Origin of the sequence: Peteryoungia aggregata LMG 23059 (genome assembly GCF_030814435.1) — a bacterium.
GTDB lineage: Bacteria > Pseudomonadota > Alphaproteobacteria > Rhizobiales > Rhizobiaceae > Allorhizobium > Allorhizobium aggregatum.
Genome location: NZ_JAUSUW010000005.1, coordinates 252,885 through 268,256 on the forward strand (window position 1 = coordinate 252,885; position 15,372 = coordinate 268,256).

18 protein-coding genes and 1 tRNA gene are annotated in these 15,372 nt (G+C 58.5%); 15 read left to right on the top strand and 4 right to left on the bottom strand.

The window, feature by feature from the left end; genetic code table 11:
- The first annotated feature begins 8 nt into the window (after positions 1 to 8).
- The 3 genes from J2045_RS10560 (at position 9) to J2045_RS10570 (ending at position 2,286) form a co-directional block, all read left to right on the top strand.
- Positions 9 to 449: a DUF192 domain-containing protein gene (locus J2045_RS10560; protein WP_307372456.1), complete on the top strand. Its 441-nt coding sequence runs from the start codon at positions 9 to 11 to the stop codon at positions 447 to 449.
- 104 nt (positions 450 to 553) lie between these two features.
- A tRNA-Pro gene (locus J2045_RS10565) sits at positions 554 to 630 on the top strand.
- Between the two features lie 90 nt (positions 631 to 720).
- Positions 721 to 2,286, top strand: coding sequence for a DUF6538 domain-containing protein (locus J2045_RS10570; RefSeq protein ID WP_307372458.1), 1,566 nt, complete (start codon positions 721 to 723; stop codon positions 2,284 to 2,286).
- A 12-nt stretch (positions 2,287 to 2,298) separates the two neighbouring features.
- Here the strand turns inward: J2045_RS10570 and J2045_RS10575 are convergent, their stop codons facing one another.
- Positions 2,299 to 3,087, bottom strand: coding sequence for a hypothetical protein (locus J2045_RS10575; protein WP_307372460.1), 789 nt, complete (start codon positions 3,085 to 3,087; stop codon positions 2,299 to 2,301).
- A gap of 134 nt (positions 3,088 to 3,221) precedes the next feature.
- Here J2045_RS10575 and J2045_RS10580 point away from each other — a divergent pair, with 134 nt between their 5' ends.
- From J2045_RS10580 to J2045_RS10600, 5 genes are read left to right on the top strand one after another with little or no spacing between them, the layout of a single operon-like run.
- The gene (locus J2045_RS10580) at positions 3,222 to 4,460 is read left to right on the top strand and encodes a phage portal protein (RefSeq protein WP_307372462.1); all 1,239 of its coding nucleotides are present in this window, start codon (positions 3,222 to 3,224) and stop codon (positions 4,458 to 4,460) included.
- Positions 4,460 to 4,774, top strand: coding sequence for a gene transfer agent family protein (locus tag J2045_RS10585; protein WP_307372464.1), 315 nt, complete (start codon positions 4,460 to 4,462; stop codon positions 4,772 to 4,774). The genes J2045_RS10580 and J2045_RS10585 overlap by 1 nt, the downstream gene beginning before the upstream one ends.
- Entirely contained in the window at positions 4,771 to 6,327 is a 1,557-nt protein-coding gene (locus J2045_RS10590) for a phage major capsid protein (RefSeq protein ID WP_307372467.1), read from the top strand. Before J2045_RS10585 ends, J2045_RS10590 begins: the two co-directional genes overlap by 4 nt.
- Before the next feature lie 3 nt (positions 6,328 to 6,330).
- Positions 6,331 to 6,954, top strand: a complete 624-nt coding sequence (locus tag J2045_RS10595; protein ID WP_307372468.1) for a hypothetical protein — start codon at positions 6,331 to 6,333, stop codon at positions 6,952 to 6,954.
- On the top strand, positions 6,951 to 7,307 hold the full coding sequence (locus J2045_RS10600; protein ID WP_307372469.1) for an HNH endonuclease signature motif containing protein: 357 nt from the start codon (positions 6,951 to 6,953) through the stop codon (positions 7,305 to 7,307). Before J2045_RS10595 ends, J2045_RS10600 begins: the two co-directional genes overlap by 4 nt.
- Before the next feature lie 5 nt (positions 7,308 to 7,312).
- On the opposite strand, the gene J2045_RS10605 is transcribed toward J2045_RS10600, so the two are convergent.
- A complete protein-coding gene (locus J2045_RS10605; protein WP_307372482.1) occupies positions 7,313 to 7,528 on the bottom strand; it encodes a hypothetical protein in 216 nt (71 codons plus the stop codon).
- 90 nt (positions 7,529 to 7,618) lie between these two features.
- Positions 7,619 to 8,227 carry a hypothetical protein gene (locus J2045_RS10610; protein WP_307372484.1) on the bottom strand — a complete coding sequence of 203 codons (609 nt, stop codon included), beginning with the start codon at positions 8,225 to 8,227 and terminating at the stop codon, positions 7,619 to 7,621.
- Between the two features lie 128 nt (positions 8,228 to 8,355).
- Here J2045_RS10610 and J2045_RS10615 point away from each other — a divergent pair, with 128 nt between their 5' ends.
- From J2045_RS10615 to J2045_RS10645, 7 genes are read left to right on the top strand one after another with little or no spacing between them, the layout of a single operon-like run.
- Positions 8,356 to 8,658, top strand: a complete 303-nt coding sequence (locus J2045_RS10615; protein ID WP_307372487.1) for a head-tail connector protein — start codon at positions 8,356 to 8,358, stop codon at positions 8,656 to 8,658.
- Positions 8,648 to 9,079 (top strand): HK97-gp10 family putative phage morphogenesis protein, encoded by a 432-nt coding sequence (locus J2045_RS10620; protein WP_307372488.1) that lies wholly within the window; start codon positions 8,648 to 8,650, stop codon positions 9,077 to 9,079. The genes J2045_RS10615 and J2045_RS10620 overlap by 11 nt, the downstream gene beginning before the upstream one ends.
- Positions 9,076 to 9,489 carry a DUF3168 domain-containing protein gene (locus J2045_RS10625; protein ID WP_307372492.1) on the top strand — a complete coding sequence of 138 codons (414 nt, stop codon included), beginning with the start codon at positions 9,076 to 9,078 and terminating at the stop codon, positions 9,487 to 9,489. The genes J2045_RS10620 and J2045_RS10625 overlap by 4 nt, the downstream gene beginning before the upstream one ends.
- Complete coding sequence (locus J2045_RS10630) at positions 9,489 to 9,806, top strand: phage head closure protein (RefSeq protein ID WP_307372493.1); 318 nt, start codon at positions 9,489 to 9,491, stop codon at positions 9,804 to 9,806. Before J2045_RS10625 ends, J2045_RS10630 begins: the two co-directional genes overlap by 1 nt.
- Positions 9,803 to 10,210 carry a phage terminase small subunit P27 family gene (locus J2045_RS10635; protein WP_307372495.1) on the top strand — a complete coding sequence of 136 codons (408 nt, stop codon included), beginning with the start codon at positions 9,803 to 9,805 and terminating at the stop codon, positions 10,208 to 10,210. Before J2045_RS10630 ends, J2045_RS10635 begins: the two co-directional genes overlap by 4 nt.
- Entirely contained in the window at positions 10,203 to 11,849 is a 1,647-nt protein-coding gene (locus J2045_RS10640; RefSeq protein ID WP_307372497.1) for a terminase large subunit, read from the top strand. Before J2045_RS10635 ends, J2045_RS10640 begins: the two co-directional genes overlap by 8 nt.
- Before the next feature lie 12 nt (positions 11,850 to 11,861).
- Positions 11,862 to 14,504: a phage tail tape measure protein gene (locus J2045_RS10645; RefSeq protein ID WP_307372499.1), complete on the top strand. Its 2,643-nt coding sequence runs from the start codon at positions 11,862 to 11,864 to the stop codon at positions 14,502 to 14,504.
- Here J2045_RS10645 and J2045_RS10650 read toward each other — a convergent pair.
- Positions 14,485 to 14,748, bottom strand: a complete 264-nt coding sequence (locus J2045_RS10650) for a hypothetical protein (RefSeq protein ID WP_307372501.1) — start codon at positions 14,746 to 14,748, stop codon at positions 14,485 to 14,487. The two genes, J2045_RS10645 and J2045_RS10650, sit on opposite strands and share 20 nt — an antisense overlap.
- Positions 14,749 to 15,372 lie beyond the last annotated feature (624 nt).

Sequence of the window (15,372 nt, forward strand, 5' to 3'; positions counted from 1 at the left end):
GCGCCTTCGTGGCGCTTTTTGCGTTTTTCAGCCTGGCCGGCGCAGCGGTGGGCGATGTTGTCTTTCAGCGCGGGCAGCTCGCTTTCGAGACAGAATCGGGAGGCCGCATCACGTTTGAGGTCGAATGGGCCGTGACCGCCGAACAGCGGGCGAGGGGCCTCATGGAACGCCCGGCTCTGCCGGATAGGACCGGTATGCTCTTCGACTTCGGTGATTCCCGCATGGTCACAATGTGGATGGCCAACACACCTGAGTCGCTCGACATGATCTTCGTCGACGAAACCGGCAGGATCGTGCGAATCGCAGAGCGCACCACGCCCTATTCGGAGGCAATCGTCTCCTCGGGAGAACCTGTCCGCTATGCGCTGGAAATTCGGGGCGGCCATGCGGCCGAACTCGGCCTCGACCCGAGCGCCCGCCTTGTCCTGCCGCTCGACCTCCCGGAATAACGGCGTTCAGGCATTTGTTTCAGTTGCAGATTCAGCAACAGGGAAACCGTTTTTTACTGTTGCGGCCCAAGGGTGAACCGTGTATTCCGGCATCACTGCTGGAACGGAGTGTAGCGCAGCCTGGTAGCGCATCTGGTTTGGGACCAGAGGGTCGGGAGTTCGAATCTCTCCACTCCGACCAAGCAATGAGCCTGAAAACCAAGAAGTGTATGGTTTTCATGGCCTTGCGGTCAGCCTTCTGTTACAATCGCTGTAACAAACAGGTTCCAGAATGGCCGGCAAAGACAAGTATCTTCTAAATCGCGATGGGCGCTATTTCGCCAGAGTCGTTATCCCAAAAGAACTTCGCCCTTTCCTAAACGATAAAACCGAACTGAGGACGCCGCTCGGTCCCGACCGGCGAACGGCGCAGGCGCGTTTGCACACTGCCGTTGCGGAGTTGCAAGCCAAAATCGGCATCGCGGAACGTCAGGCACAAGCGGCAAGGGGTGAGGCCGCAACGTCGGGGCGGTATCCACTTCCCGCTGATCAAATCGCCCTTCGGCATTATCTTGCTCGACTCGCCTTCGATGACAGCGCCCGGAATGATCACCGCTATGCAAACGTTGGGATCGATGACCGCTTAGTCTCGATGCTGCGCGAAGGTTTAGCAGGTAAGCTCACTGACGACGTTTTGGAAACACTGATCGGTGAGCAGATCGAACGCTTCCGGCTCTTGGGGAATACCACGGCAATCAAGGGCACAGACGAATGGCGGGTGCTAGCCCGTGCCCTGTGCATGGCCGAACTCGAAGCGCTTGCTCGCGCTGCTGAGAGGGACGAAGGGGATTTCTCTGGCAAACCGGAAAGCCCCCTGCTTGTTAAAGCGCTGGAACAGGAAGAGGCAAAGGCCGAAGCCGAACCTGAACCCGAATTTGCAGCCCTGACATTCGAAGCGGTCATTGCCGAGAAGGTGCGCCTGACTGAAATGGGGTTAGGGGGCAACAAGAAGTCTGACGCGACATTGGAGAAGTATCGCCAAGTGGTGCTTGATTTCGAGCACTTCCGCCGCAGCAAGCGCGTTGCGACCGTGACCCTTGAGGAAGGCGAAGCGTGGCGGGATTCCATGCTCAATCAGGGCAAACTGTCCCGCAAGTCGATCCGGGACAAGCTAGCGGCAATCCGTGCCATTCTGTCGTGGGCGCAAGACCAGTGCAAAGGTAAGCTCTATCCCGACGCCAAGAAGGGCACGCCCTTCGACTACCTCGAATTGCCCGTTGCCGACGTGATCGACAGCGCCGACCGCACCTACAGCCTCGACGAGGCGCGGAAGGTGCTTGAGGCCGCTCGACTAGAGACAAAGCCAAACTTCCGTTGGTTGCCCTGGCTGTTGGCGCATTCGGGTATGCGGATCGGAGAGGCGCTGCAATTGGAGAAAGCCGACGTCTTCGAAGTGCAGGGCGATTGGTTCATGCATATCCGAGTAGGAGAAGGCCGCAGGACGAAGACCAACAAGGCCCGCAAGGTGCCGGTGCATCCTGCTTTGATCGAAGAAGGCTTTATCGAGTTCGTGAAGGCGCGACCAGCCGGCAAGCTCTTCGAAGGGACGCATCAAGATCAGCGCTTGCGTGAGTGGGTGCGCGAGGTCCCGCTAAAAGGGCAGGAACATACTCCTCCACCCAACCATGGTTTCCGGCATCTCTTCGAAGACGCCCTATTCGGCGGCGTGAACGAGAAGGCTGCGCTTTATATCATGGGGCGTTCGTCGGGTTCATCTGCGGACGACTACGGCGGCAGTGATCTGAGGCTTATGGAGCTTGCAATTCAGATGAAGAAAGTAAGGCCAATCCTCGGTTAACGGAGCAACGCGTCATCGCCGCTTTTGCCTTAGCCAAGGGTCGCCGAATTTCTCAAATAGTTCATTTGATCCATCCCGTGAAATTCTGTCATGAAATGATTCTTCACTTGGTATAACCAATAAATGTAACTTTTTGTCAGCGCCTACTTTCCAATTTCCGTAGTTTCCCTTCGTTGATTTTGAGCAGGATACATAGCAGACGACTCCATCCAAAAAGAATCTGTAGAAGTTGTCTTCAAGAATAGTTACCCTGTAGGGGTATATTTTAGGTAGCTCTGACTTGCTGTCGAAGACCGAGAAGACGGCAGGAAAGAACTCAGGACTTTTGGGGTCGCCTGTTTCTACAGCACTCCGCAATTCTTCCTGTTCCGCCTCGTTTAATTGGACGTCAGAGAATTCGCTCATGCTCGATGCAGCGGCCCGCCAAAGCAGAGACAAGGTGAAAAGTTTTATGAGGTGTATCTTATCGACAGATAAGCTGGCGAAGCTGTATACCGGATACGTTAGAGCGTTTATCTCCAATTCTCTCTTGTTACGGCGTGAAGTATACGTAAGTGAGTGTTGTCGAAGCGTTCGCGCAATTTCGTTGTCGTAGGCCTCTGTAATCTTCTCGCCTCGCGCGGTTAAGAGGTTGTCGTCTCGGAATGCATCGAAGTCTCTTCGTAAAAAGCCGCGCGCGTCTTCACTGATGAAGCTCTGTTGCGTAACTCGCCGGGCAAACACTTTCGGGATCACATGAGATTTTGAATAGGGACCGCTGTCGCCTGTTAGCGCGCAACGTCCCGAATTTCTGATTTTCATCTGATCGCCTCCTCCAAGAAGGCAAATAATAGGCAAATTCCCCACCGGGCGCAACGTTATACAATTACATTTCGCTTGCGAAACGAAGGCGAAATATGCGAAAGTCCTTATAGATTAAATAATGGACGAACCGCATGAACCTCACCGGAATTGTTTCGAGTGCAAAGAAGGCCTTTGGCTTTGCGGCAGAAGAGAAGGCGTATTCCCTCACTGATTCCGCGATCAGCGAAATCTTCGGCGTAATGCCGACCGCATCCGGCGTTGTCGTTACTGGCAACTCGGCAATGCACGTCCCGGCAGTGCTGCAAGCCGTGCGCCTAATCTCCGAAACCATCGGCTCACTTCCTTGCAAGCTTTATCGCGAGTCCGACGACAGCAAGGACGTCGCCAAGGATCACCCCGGCCACAAGATCACCCATAGCCGCGCGAACGACTGGACCAGTGCTGGACAGCTTCGCATCGACCTCACCGTTGACGCCCTGCTTCAAGGCGCTGGCTATGCGCAGGTTGTCCGCGCGTCCGATGATCGCCCCCTTGAGCTTCACCGCCTCGACCCGTCGAAGGTGCAGCGCCGTTGCGAAGACGATGGTGAGCCGTTCTACATCGTCTCGACCGAACGCGGACAGGTTCGGCTCTCCTATCGCGACGTTCTCTATATCCCTGCATTCGCTGGCGTCTCGCCGGTCAAGCTTGGCCGTGAGGCCATCGGCATTGGCCTCACCCTCGAAAAGCACACGTCGAACCTCTTCAGTGACGGCGCACGTCCGTCCGCAATGTTCTGGAGCGAGAACACCGTTCCCGACACCGAAGCCGGGACGAAGGTTATTGCCAACATCCTGAAGGACTACCGGGCTGCTTTCAGCGGCGGTAAGCAGTCACGCCCGCTCATCGTGCCGAATGGTTTCCGCTACCAGCAGATGGCGCTTGCAAGCACCGATGCACAGTTCATCGAAAACCGCCTTGAGCAGATCAACGAGATCGCCCGCATCTTCGGCGTCCCGCCGCACATGCTCTATCAGCTTGAGCGTGCGACCTGGAGCAACGCGGAACAGATGGCCGCAAGCTTCCTTCAGCTTTGCCTTCGCCCTTGGCTCGACAAGTGGCAGGACGCTTATGCGACCGTGCTTCTTACCGATGAAGAGCGCGATACCCTCTATTTCGAATTCGTCATTGATGACCTTCAGCGCGCCGATGCAGCGGGCCGCGCCGAAATCTTCGGTAAGCTTGTCGCCATGCGCGCCATGACCCCGAACGAAGTCCGCGCCGCGATGAACCTTCCCGCACTGCCGGGCGGCGACGAACTCGCAAATCCCTACACCACCACGACCACGAACGGCCCGCCAGATAGCGAGCCGTCGAAGGAAGCAGCCTAATGAAGCACACCGCCTATTTTGGTGATGGCGAAAAGACCTTCGCCCTCACGACCGAGATGGTTCTTGAACTTGAACGGAAGACCGGCGTCGGTATCGCCGCGCTCTATGCCCGGTTCATGCGGCAGGAATTCCACTTCGCCGATATGATCGAAATCGTCCGCACCGGCCTGATCGGTGGCGGGATTTCACCGACCGAAGCACAGACCCTTGTCGATACCTACGCCAAGCCGCGCCCGGTCATGGAAGTGTTCCCACTTGCGTTCGACATTCTGGACGCCCGTTGGAACGGCACACCGGAAGAGGTGGCCGAATGACGGACACTCAGAACCTCGAAATCAAGGCAAACGTCTCCATTGATGACGCAGGCACCGTCACCGGCATCGCATGGCCGTTCGGCTCGCCGGACAGCGTCGGCGATGTGATCGAAAAGGGCACCGTCGCCTTTGCGAACAGTGTGCCCATGGTCATGGAGCACGATCAGCAGAAGGTTGTCGGCATCTGGGAAACCTATGCCGAAACCGACAAGGGCCTTGAAGTGAAGGGCCGCTTGTTCGTGGAAGGCATCGGACCCGCCCGCGATGCACACCGGCAGTTAAAGGCCGGGAAGATCGGCGGATTGTCTATCGGCTTCCGTCACACCGGTTTTGAACCGCGCGCCGAAGGTGGCCGCGTCTTCAAGTCCATCACCATCAACGAAATCAGCCTTTGCCGCTTCCCGGTGCATCCGGGGGCACACGTCACTGTCGTTAAGTCTCAGAACAAGGAAGAGCTTATGAAGAACGAAGAACTGCAGAATTCACCGGAAACGAAGAGCGATCCGGTTATCACCCCTGAAGAACTGAAGGCCATTAAGGCCCGCATGGACAAGCTGGAAGCCAAGGCGAACCGCCCGCTTGCTGCGAACAACAATCACCCGGCAGCAGAAAACGACAACGATGAGCGCAAGGCCTTCGTCTCGTATCTTCGCCGTGGCATCGAACGTATCAGCCCGGAAGAAGTTAAGGCGCTCACCGTCTCGACCGATGCGAATGGCGGATACCTGGCACCCGAAGAATTCGGCAGTGAGCTTATCAAGCTCTTGAACGAGTATTCGCCGATCCGCAGCTATGCCCGCGTCCTTTCGATCTCCGCACCGGAAATCAAGTATCCGCGCCGCGTGTCCGGCACTGCCGCAACGTGGGTATCTGAAACCGAAGACCGCACCGAAAGCGGCATGACCTTCGAACAGATCACGCTGACCCCGTTCGAACTGGCAACCTTCACCGACGTTTCGAACCAGCTTCTCGAAGACAACGCCTATGGCCTTGAGGGCGAACTTCTCGCCGACTACGCCGAAAGCTTCGGCAAGACCGAAGGCGTGGCCTTCATCAAGGGCACCGGCACCGGGCAGCCGAAGGGCATCATGACCGCGACCGGCATCAAGGAAGTGAAGACCGGCGTTGCCGCAACCTTCCCGACCACGAACCCGGCAGACGTGATCATCGGCATGTATCACCAGATTGCCACGTCCCACGCCCAGAACGGCGCTTGGCTCATGAACCGCAACACCTTGTCCATCATCCGGCAGTGGAAGGATGGCACGGGCCGTTACCTTGTGCTTGATCCGATCACCGCAGGCGGCGTCCTGACCCTGCTTGGTCGCCCGATTGTCGAAATGCCTGACATGGATGATGTCGGCGCTGGCAAGTTCCCGATCCTGTTCGGTGACCTGTCCGGCTATCGCATCATCGACCGCGTCGGCCTGTCTACGCTTCGCGATCCCTACAGCCTCGCAGGCAAGGGACAGGTTCGGTTCCACGCCCGCAAGCGTGTCGGTGCGGACGTGACGCATCCCGACCGCTTCGTGAAGCTGAAGGTCGCGGCATAACCAATGACCTACCAGCGGCCCGCATTTGAGCAGGTAACGATTGCGCACGGTGGCAGCACCGTGACGCTTCGCCCGACCTTGCGGGCCGCTGTTACCCTTGAAGCCCGCTTTGGCTTCCCGGCGATGTTCCGGGCGCTGGAGGAAGGCAGCTTCACCATCATTTCCGAGATCATCCGCGCGGCTTCGTCCCCCGTGCAGGATGCAGCGGCTTTCCTGTCTGGCATTGCAGGAAAGCCGCTTTCTTCTTTAATCAGCTCGGCACGCATTCCGCTCGCCGAACTTGTGTCGATGTTCATGCCCGCGCCCGATCCGAAGGCGAAGCAAGTTAGTGCTTCAGGCAAGCCCGTTACGTGGTCGGATTTCTATGCGGACCTCTATGAGAGCGCGACCGGCTGGCTTGGCTGGACGCCCGAACAGGCATGGAACGCGACCCCTACAGAGATTTGCCGCGCCTATGCCGGACATGTCGCCAAGCTGAAGGCCATCCATGGCAGCGGCGAAGAGCAGGGCAGGGACCACGAGCACGACCCCGAGCAAGCCGCCCGAAATGTTGCCGATGGCCTGGACCCCGACTTTGATCGCAATGCCCTTCGCGCCCTGAAGGCAAAGCTGAAGGGTGCCCAATGAGGAAGCCACCCCGGATTTGCAGTTGCGGCGATATCGTCGCCGATGGCGAGCTTTGTGATTGCCAGATGACGGCTAAGCGCGAACGCGATGCCCGGCACGACGCCAACCGTCCGAATGCCGGACAGCGCGGCTATAACCACGAATGGCGCAAGGCGCGCGCGGACTACCTGCTTGCGCACCCGTTCTGCCGTGAGTGCGCCAAGCATCAAGTTTATACCCCCGCGACCGTGGTGGATCACGTCATTCCGCACCGTGGCGATAAGCGTCTGTTTTGGCACCGCGCCAATTGGCAACCGCTTTGCGCGCCCTGTCATAACTCGGTCAAGCAGCGGCAGGAGCGGGAATTACAATGACAGCTTCATGCCAAATTGCGCCGTTGAAGCGCCTGCCGTCTGTGGTCTTCGAAAATGCGGCGCCCGTCTCTCGACAGCCCCACTCCGCCGAGCGTTTCTTCGGCGAGGCCCAATGTCTTGAGCCTGTTGAACATCGCCGTGGTGATGCTAAGCGCGCTTTTCTTTCCAAGGCGCTCAAGCCAGTGCCATTCATCGGCCGTGAGATCGCTTTTCGTGACCATGCTCTCTCCAATCAGGATTTTGATGGGACGCAGCACTTTCCCTCGAACAATAGCGAGAATGGGTTGACTTGCCCCCACATGCAAGGGTCTTCAATCCGCGAACGCAAGAAGTTTGTCCGAAAGATTATGTCTGTTGATCCAGACATTTGCCTTCTTCTTGATATCGATAGCCATCCACTGAATCGCACCTGTGGACGTGCAGACTGCTCTATGAATTATGTAGGAAGCGTCTGCGATGTAGCTTTCTGGTTCTTCTTCTTCGCCGCCGAACTTCTGGAGCATCAGTTCAGGTTCGGCCAACTTGGCATTCGCGATTTCCAGCTTTGCCAACGGAATTCGCACCAACTTGAATTCATCGTGCAGAGTCTTCAGTGCAATGTGCTCAAGACCCTTCGATCTCGCTTGCTGGCAGGCGGTCCGCAGCACCTCATATATGCTCAGTATCCAGCTTTCGGACAGCTTAAGTTGCAGGTCGAAAACAAGGTCGATTTGCTCTTGATTGGCACTTATCCGTTTTGCTGTTTCGGCTTCAATGCTCCGCAGAAGCATATCAAGTCTTGTATCGCCAGCCATGGTGAGAAGGCCTGTTCCGTATTGTCCGGCCAGCCTGTGCATGACGTTGATCCACCGTTTGTGGACCTCTGCATTTTCTCGAAGGCTGACGTTTACTGCCGCATTGAGCAGAGTGCTTACAGACATGAATCGCTCCCCGGATGGCTGATCTTAGCATTGGGGGAGGGTGGTATCCAACTTCGCTAGATGTGAGGGACCGGCGGGGGGAGCACTTTGCAAGAGAGCATCAATATAACTTTTTCAGGAAATGACACATGACGGTTGTAAATCTCAACCTCGCCAAGCAGCACATGAAGATCGACGGAACCGCTGAAGATGAGCTTGTTTTGCTCTATCTCGACGGCGCGGAAACGTGGATCTCGAACTACATCGGCAGGTCTTTGACCGAGCTAGACCCGCTTCCGGCAGACGTGAAGATCGCCATTTTGCGGCTGGTTTCCTTCTACTACGAGTGCAGAAACCTCGCCACGTTCGGCGTTTCCGCCCAGCTTGCGCCCATGGGCGTGACCTCGATCCTCGATTCCTATCGTGAAAAGTGGTTCGGCGATGGCGAATAAGAGCGGCAATGGCCTCGCCGAAACCATGGCAGCATTCGACCGGATCACCCGCGCGCCGCGTGAGGCAGTGCTTCCGGCCCTCATGACGTCCGGCGAAGAGCTTGCGGCAGCCCAGAAGGCGCTTGCCGAAACGTCACGCGATACCGGCGCGCTGATCGACAGCATCGAAGTCACCGCACCCGGCCAGCACACCCCGCCCTTTAGTCAGCCGGGCGGTTCCCATGTTGCCGGTGAGACGGAAGTTGTCGTGACCGTTGGCAATGAAGACGTTCGCTACGCGCACCTTGTCGAATACGGCACCGCCAAGGCTGAAGCCCAGCCCTTCTTTTGGCCCGCCCTTCGCCTTCTCCGACAGCGCCTTCAGAACCGCATCAACCGCGCCGCGAAGAAGGCCGTTAAAGACGCATGGAATGAGCAATGATTGAACCGACGCTTGCCCTTCAGACCGCTATCCGCACCGCGCTTATTGCCGACCCGGCAGTCAGTGCCCTTGTCCCGGCTAGCCATATTCGGGCCGGTGGTTCGCGCCCTGACAAGACGCCGTGCATCATCATGAGCGACGGCAACACCGCCCTGCATGGTCAGGACTACACCGCCCAGCGGGCGGCATGGGTCTATATGGACCTGCATATCTGGACGCTGGACGCTGGCGAGGACGCTGCGAAGGAACTCGCCTTCGCCGTGACGACCGCGCTCGACAAGACGATGACCATCGAAGGCGGCTATTGCGACCATTTCCGCGTTACCGCATCGCGGTTCCCACGCGATCCTGACCCGGCCTATGGACATGGCGTCCTGTCCGTCGAAGCCCTCATTCGGTGGATTGTCTGATGCTGAATATTGGAAGCATGGATCGCCGCATCACCATCGAACGCGAGACGGAAACCGTGAAGGCGTCCGGTAGCGTCGTGAAGGCGTGGGCACCCGTTGCGACGGTTTGGGCTGAAGTCCTTCAGCAGTCGGCGAACAAGTTCTTCACCGGCTACGGCGAGGCCGAAACCGGCACCGTCATTTTCCGCGTGCGTTATCGCCCTGGCATCACCACTGCCGACCGCGTGACCTATGAAGGAACCGCCTACGGCATCAAGGAAATCAAGGAAGTCGGCAGGCGTGACGCGCTGGAACTTCGCGGCGAGGCCCTGAAGTGACCCACCTTCGCGGCGTGAAGCCGCCCGTTGAACGCGATAGCAACGCACTGACAAAGGCACCTTCGGCACCGAAGCACCTTTCAGCCTACGCCCGCGCCGAATGGAAGCGGATCATGCCCGGCCTTATCGAACGCGGTATCATCACGCGCGGCGATCTTGGCGGGGTGGAAGACTACTGCCGCGCCCGTGGCCTCGTCAGAGAGATCGAAGACACTCTTCGCGCGTCCGGCGAGATCGACATGAAGCTTTGCCGCCTTCAGGACAAGGCCATGCAGACGGCCCGGCAGCTTGCCGCCGAATATGGCTTGTCGCCGGTATCGCGCGCCCGCGTCGGCAGTGCAGCCGGTGGTGACGATGACGACGACAATCCGATGAGCATCGGCAGGAACCGCACTCATGCCTAAGAGCGCGTTCCCGCAGTGGATCAATGACGGCAGTCCTATCGATGACCCCTTCGGCTACGGACAGGAAGCCGTCGATTTCATCCGGGCGTTGAAGCACCCGGCGAGCACCGCGCCGAAGGGCCGTTTCCAGCTATACGATTTTCAGGAGCGCATGACCCGGCGCATCTATGGGCCGCGCAATCCCGATGGGAGCCGGATCGTCCGCACGGTTTTCCTGATGCTGCCCCGTGGCAACCGCAAGACCAGTATCGCGGCAGCATGGGCACTACTGCACACCATCGGCCCGGAAGCTCGCCCGGCAGGGCAGGCAATCTTTGCTGCCTCCGACCGCGAACAGGCAGGCATTGGCTTCAAGGAAGCTGCGAACATCGTGCGCGAGGATCGGCGCTTGATCGCGGCAACGCGCATCTATGACGCCCATAACTCGGCAAAGAAGATCATGGCACGCCCGAACAAGGCGGAATTGCTTGCAGTGTCCAGCGATGGCGCTGCCCAGCACGGCAAGACGCCTTCCTTCGTCCTGGTCGATGAAATCCATGCTTGGAAGGGCCGCGACCTTTGGGAAGCCCTGAAGTCCGGCATGGCGAAGGTTCCCGACACCCTCATGATCATTGCCACGACCGCAGGCCGTGGACAGGAGAACATCGGTTTCGAGATTTACGACTACGCCCGGAAGGTCGCGACCGGCGAGATTGACGACCCGTCATTCTTGCCGATTATCTTCGAAGCCGAACCCGGCGACGATTGGCGCGATGAAGCCGTTTGGCACAAGGTCAATCCCGGCCTTGCTCATGGTTTCCCTGATCTTGGCGGTTTGCGGACGATGGCGCGCGAGGCCGAACACCGCCCCGCCGAACGGTTCGCATTCCAGCAGTTTCATTTGAACATGTGGCAGGCAGCTTCCCGCGATCCGCTCTTCGATATGGCCGTCTATGACGCGGGCCGCGATCCGAACTTCGACCTCGCCGACCTGGAGGAATTGCCGTGCTGGATTGGCGTTGACTTGTCCCGTTCCGGCGACCTCACGGCTATCGTCGGCGCTTGGCGTCACGATGATGGCCGGATCACGGTTCACCCGTGGTTCTTCCTGCCGTCCGAAGGCTTGGAGGACAAAGGGAAGCGCGAACAGGTGCCCTATGTCAGGTGGCGCGATGAGGGGCTTTTGAACGTCATCGACGGCCCGGTGATCGAACCCGACGTGATCGCCGACAAGATCATCGACCTATGCGGCACCTATGACGTGCGCGAAGTCATCTTCGACCCGTCGCTTGCCGGGCCGCTGATGGGCAAGCTCATCGATCACGGCATCAACGTGCTTCAGCTTCCCCAGACGGCGAAGCACATGCACGGCCCGATTTGTGACCTTGAGCGCACCGTGAATGGCCGTCGCATCCGGCACGGCGCGCACCCGATCCTTCGCAATCACTTCGAAAGCGTCGTCGTGAAGCGTGCGACCAGTGCCAGCGAATTGACCACGATGCACAAGGGCACCCGTCATTCGAACCACATCGACGGCGCGATTGCGTCGGCCCTGTCCGTCTTCCGGGCGGCGGCGAACGACAATCAGCCCACCCTTCATGAACTTGACCCCGACGAATACGCCGCCCGCATGGATGCCATGTGGGATGAGGCAGCATAAGGAATACCTGGAATGGATGATACGCAGCGCCTTGTCGTGAGCCTTGAGGCCCGGCTTACGAAGTATGAGCGGGACATGGCGCGCGCGCGCAACGCGACGAACGACAACTTCAAGAAGATGGAAGGCCGCGCCCGGCAGTCTGCCGAGAACATGGAAAGGACCATGGGCAAGGCGTCCGCATCCATCGGCGAGAAGCTTCAGGGCATGTTCGCACCGCTCATGAAGGGTGGCGCGGTTGTCGCTGGCGTTGGTGGCGCTGCGATTGCCCTCAAGGAAATCGCAAACAGCGTTGCCGAAGTGGACCGTGAGGCCCGCAAGGCTGGCGTGTCGTCCAAGGTCTGGCAGCAGTGGACCTATGTTGCGACCGCGACCGGCATGAGCATCGACGGCGTGACCGACGCGCTCAAGGAGTTGAACATTCGCGGCGACGAGTTCGCCAAGACTGGCAAGGGTAGCGCAGAAGAGGCTTTCCAGCGTCTCGGCTACTCGGCAACCGACGTTGCCCAGAAGCTCAAGGATCCGAGCCGCTTCCTTGATGAGATCATTGTCAAGCTTCAGCAGATGGACGCGGCAGCACAGACCCGCATCCTCGACGAGGTATTCGGCGGGACCGGCGCGGAACAGATTGCGAAGGTGCTCGGCATGTCCGTCACCGAAATCCAGAAGATGCGCAGTGAGGCCGCGACCTTCACCGACGAACAGGTCGAAGCCGCAAAGCGGATCGATCGCGAGTTCTCGACCATGTGGCGCAACTTCACCGTCTACGCCAAGCAGGCGGCTGTCGAAGGCGTCAACGTTGCGTCCAAGGTGATCGGCTTCATCAACGATCCGACGATCGGCGCACGCGACCGTAGGCTTGCCGAATACAACAGCCCGGAAAAGCAGCTTGAGCGCCTTCAGAAGCAGCGCGACGGCATCTTGAAGGCCATCGAACGCGAGAAGGCGAACACCGGAAACTTCCTTCAGCAGGCCGAACTTCGGAACCTCGAAACGGCCCTGTCTGCCGTCGATGACCAGATTCTTGACCTCACGGGCTGTAGCGACCAGTTCAAGCAGGCTCTTAAGGAACTGTCCGCAGCGAGCAACAGCCTGTCCGGCGCGTTCGGCGGCAATGTTACGGCAGCGTCGAACTTTAAGAATGCGCTCATCGAACTCAAGAACCTCGTGCCGGAACTGAAGGCGGAACTGGACACGCTCGCCACGACCGACGGCATCGACGCCGCCTATAACAAGGCCGTGCAGAGCGCCCGGACGATGGGCGAAGTCATGAACGCCACGAACCTCGCAAACCGCGCCAAGAGCATCGCGACCTTCGGCAATCATTCGAACATGCTTGACCTGATCGGCGCGGCAGAAGGCACCGACAAGGGACGCGGCTATAACGAGACGCTTGGCTATGGCGCGTTCACCGGGGGAGCGGTCAACCTCACCGGCATGACCTTGAACGAGGTTCTTGCCCTTCAGCAGCGCATGCTTGCCCATCCCGGCAACAGTCACAACTCTTCGGCAGTCGGGCGCTATCAGATCGTGAGCAAGACGCTCCGCAGCCTGATGGATGAAATGAGCCTGTCCGGTGATCGTCTCTTCGATGAGGACACCCAGGACGAACTTGCGCGCGCGCTGCTGCGTCGTCGTGGCAATGATCCGGCTGCACTTCGCAACGAATGGGAGGGCTTGCGCCGTGTCGATGATGGCACGATCAGCAACGCCTACGGTGGCACGCCGACCGCAGCCCAGCAGCTTGCACCCACCGACAGCGAACGCGAGCGGACGGAATTGCTCAAGCAGCAGGACGCGGCCCGCAGGAGCTTGAACCAGAGCGTCGAAGAAGGTCTTGCCCTTGCCCGTTTTGAACAGTCGATTTCCGGCATGTCGGCCGCCCAGCAGCGGCTTGAGCTTGCCGTCTATCAGGCAGAGCAAGAGGCCAAGCGGGCAGGGATCACGCTCACAGATCAGGAGCTTGCCAAGCTTCGCGAGAAGATAGCGCTCACCCAGCAGCTCGACGGCACCAATCAGCAGGTTGCCGCGTCGGCGGATGGCCTGAAGAACGCCCAGCAGTATTTCGCGGAAAGCTTCACGTCGTCGCTGTCCGGCCTGTTGACTGGCACCCAGACTTTAAACGGTGCCCTTCAGAACTTGCTTTCGAGCTTGATCGACGCGACCCTTCAGGCCGCACTTCTCGGCAAGGGTCCGCTCGCCGGACTTGGTGGCATTGGCACCGGCATCTTCGGCGCATTGCTCGGTTTCAGCGAGGGTGGATATACCGGCGACGGTGGCAAGTATCAGCCTGCCGGCGTGGTGCATCGCGGCGAATACGTCATGTCCAAGAAGGCCACCAGCCGGATCGGCGTTGCCAATCTGGAGGCGATGCACAAGGGCGCGCTTCGCGGGTATGCCGAAGGTGGCCTTGTCACGGGTGCCCCGGCGCTTCGTTCGCCAAACCTGAAGGCAGCGAACAGCAACGAACCGGCAGCGCAACAGATCACCATCTCCGCACCGATCACCGTCAACGGAAGCGCGGGCACCCCGGAACAGAACAGCGACCTTGCGGCAAAGATGGCGAAACAGTTGGAAGTGACCATGCGCTCGGTAGTTAACCAGGAGATTTTGCGCGCATCACGACCCGGAAACCTCCTCAACACTCGGAGCCGGTGATGGTGTCTGCAAAAGACCGCTCTCGTTCCTCGTGCCATTCCCACACTTTCCAGCATAGCATTCCAAGGAAAGGTTCGAAAAACAGGTGCTCCGTCTCGCCGTCTGGGATGAATGCGTGAAACACGTCGTCCACAAGCTCCCAGGTGCCTAGATACTCTCCATCGCGAGTAATGACGTCACCGGTCTCTCCTTCTTCCCATCCGCACAGAATGATCTTGTAGTTTTTCATAGTGTCCGGGTTCATGCCGTCGCCCTCATTGTGTTGCGAGGAACCAAGTTGAGATGCGAGTTTCGCGTGGTAAAGATGCAAGTCAGAAAAATATCTGACCCGCTGTCACTAAATGCATATGTGAAACGTCCAATTTTTGGATCGGTGTGTTGCGCATAAGCAACGAGTTTTTCTTAGCGCTGTTTGTCTCACAGAGCGTCGTTGGCGCGTTTCGTGTGCCGGGAGGCTGTCAGGGTCTCGAAGCCGGTGAAATCCTCTCAGTGATTCGCTGTGACGGAATGGCGGAACCTTCCCCTTGCTGACCGAGATAGGTTCCGGGATCGGGAGCGGAGCGACCGACCGGAACCTTCTCTCTCAGCTATGGGATGCGTTCACCTGAAGGCACTACATTCTTTGCCGGGAGAGGGACGGGAAGATGCTTCAGAAACAAACGCGCCGTTAGGCGCGGCAAGGCCGGAGGCCGCGCAGGCGAGCGCCGGAGGCGCGAGTAATGGGCGCTTATGTGCCCGTCATCATTTTCGCGTAATATTTTATATGTTTCTTATAAGAGTTTATAGTTGCGGTATATACGAACGAAAATGATGACGGACATACCGCATCCGGAATTCCTAGACATATACGCGTATATGTGTTATGTAT

What these genes read in the sequence shown, in the direction of transcription:
- J2045_RS10570 (WP_307372458.1), top strand. Translation starts at nt 721, where the DNA reads ATGGCCGGCAAAGACAAGTATCTTCTAAATCGCGATGGGCGCTATTTC.
- J2045_RS10575 (WP_307372460.1), bottom strand. Translation starts at nt 3,087, where the DNA reads ATGAAAATCAGAAATTCGGGACGTTGCGCGCTAACAGGCGACAGCGGT.
- J2045_RS10580 (WP_307372462.1), top strand. Translation starts at nt 3,222, where the DNA reads ATGAACCTCACCGGAATTGTTTCGAGTGCAAAGAAGGCCTTTGGCTTT.
- J2045_RS10585 (WP_307372464.1), top strand. Translation starts at nt 4,460, where the DNA reads ATGAAGCACACCGCCTATTTTGGTGATGGCGAAAAGACCTTCGCCCTC.
- J2045_RS10590 (WP_307372467.1), top strand. Translation starts at nt 4,771, where the DNA reads ATGACGGACACTCAGAACCTCGAAATCAAGGCAAACGTCTCCATTGAT.
- J2045_RS10595 (WP_307372468.1), top strand. Translation starts at nt 6,331, where the DNA reads ATGACCTACCAGCGGCCCGCATTTGAGCAGGTAACGATTGCGCACGGT.
- J2045_RS10600 (WP_307372469.1), top strand. Translation starts at nt 6,951, where the DNA reads ATGAGGAAGCCACCCCGGATTTGCAGTTGCGGCGATATCGTCGCCGAT.
- J2045_RS10605 (WP_307372482.1), bottom strand. Translation starts at nt 7,528, where the DNA reads ATGGTCACGAAAAGCGATCTCACGGCCGATGAATGGCACTGGCTTGAG.
- J2045_RS10610 (WP_307372484.1), bottom strand. Translation starts at nt 8,227, where the DNA reads ATGTCTGTAAGCACTCTGCTCAATGCGGCAGTAAACGTCAGCCTTCGA.
- J2045_RS10615 (WP_307372487.1), top strand. Translation starts at nt 8,356, where the DNA reads ATGACGGTTGTAAATCTCAACCTCGCCAAGCAGCACATGAAGATCGAC.
- J2045_RS10620 (WP_307372488.1), top strand. Translation starts at nt 8,648, where the DNA reads ATGGCGAATAAGAGCGGCAATGGCCTCGCCGAAACCATGGCAGCATTC.
- J2045_RS10625 (WP_307372492.1), top strand. Translation starts at nt 9,076, where the DNA reads ATGATTGAACCGACGCTTGCCCTTCAGACCGCTATCCGCACCGCGCTT.
- J2045_RS10630 (WP_307372493.1), top strand. Translation starts at nt 9,489, where the DNA reads ATGCTGAATATTGGAAGCATGGATCGCCGCATCACCATCGAACGCGAG.
- J2045_RS10640 (WP_307372497.1), top strand. Translation starts at nt 10,203, where the DNA reads ATGCCTAAGAGCGCGTTCCCGCAGTGGATCAATGACGGCAGTCCTATC.
- J2045_RS10645 (WP_307372499.1), top strand. Translation starts at nt 11,862, where the DNA reads ATGGATGATACGCAGCGCCTTGTCGTGAGCCTTGAGGCCCGGCTTACG.
- J2045_RS10650 (WP_307372501.1), bottom strand. Translation starts at nt 14,748, where the DNA reads ATGAACCCGGACACTATGAAAAACTACAAGATCATTCTGTGCGGATGG.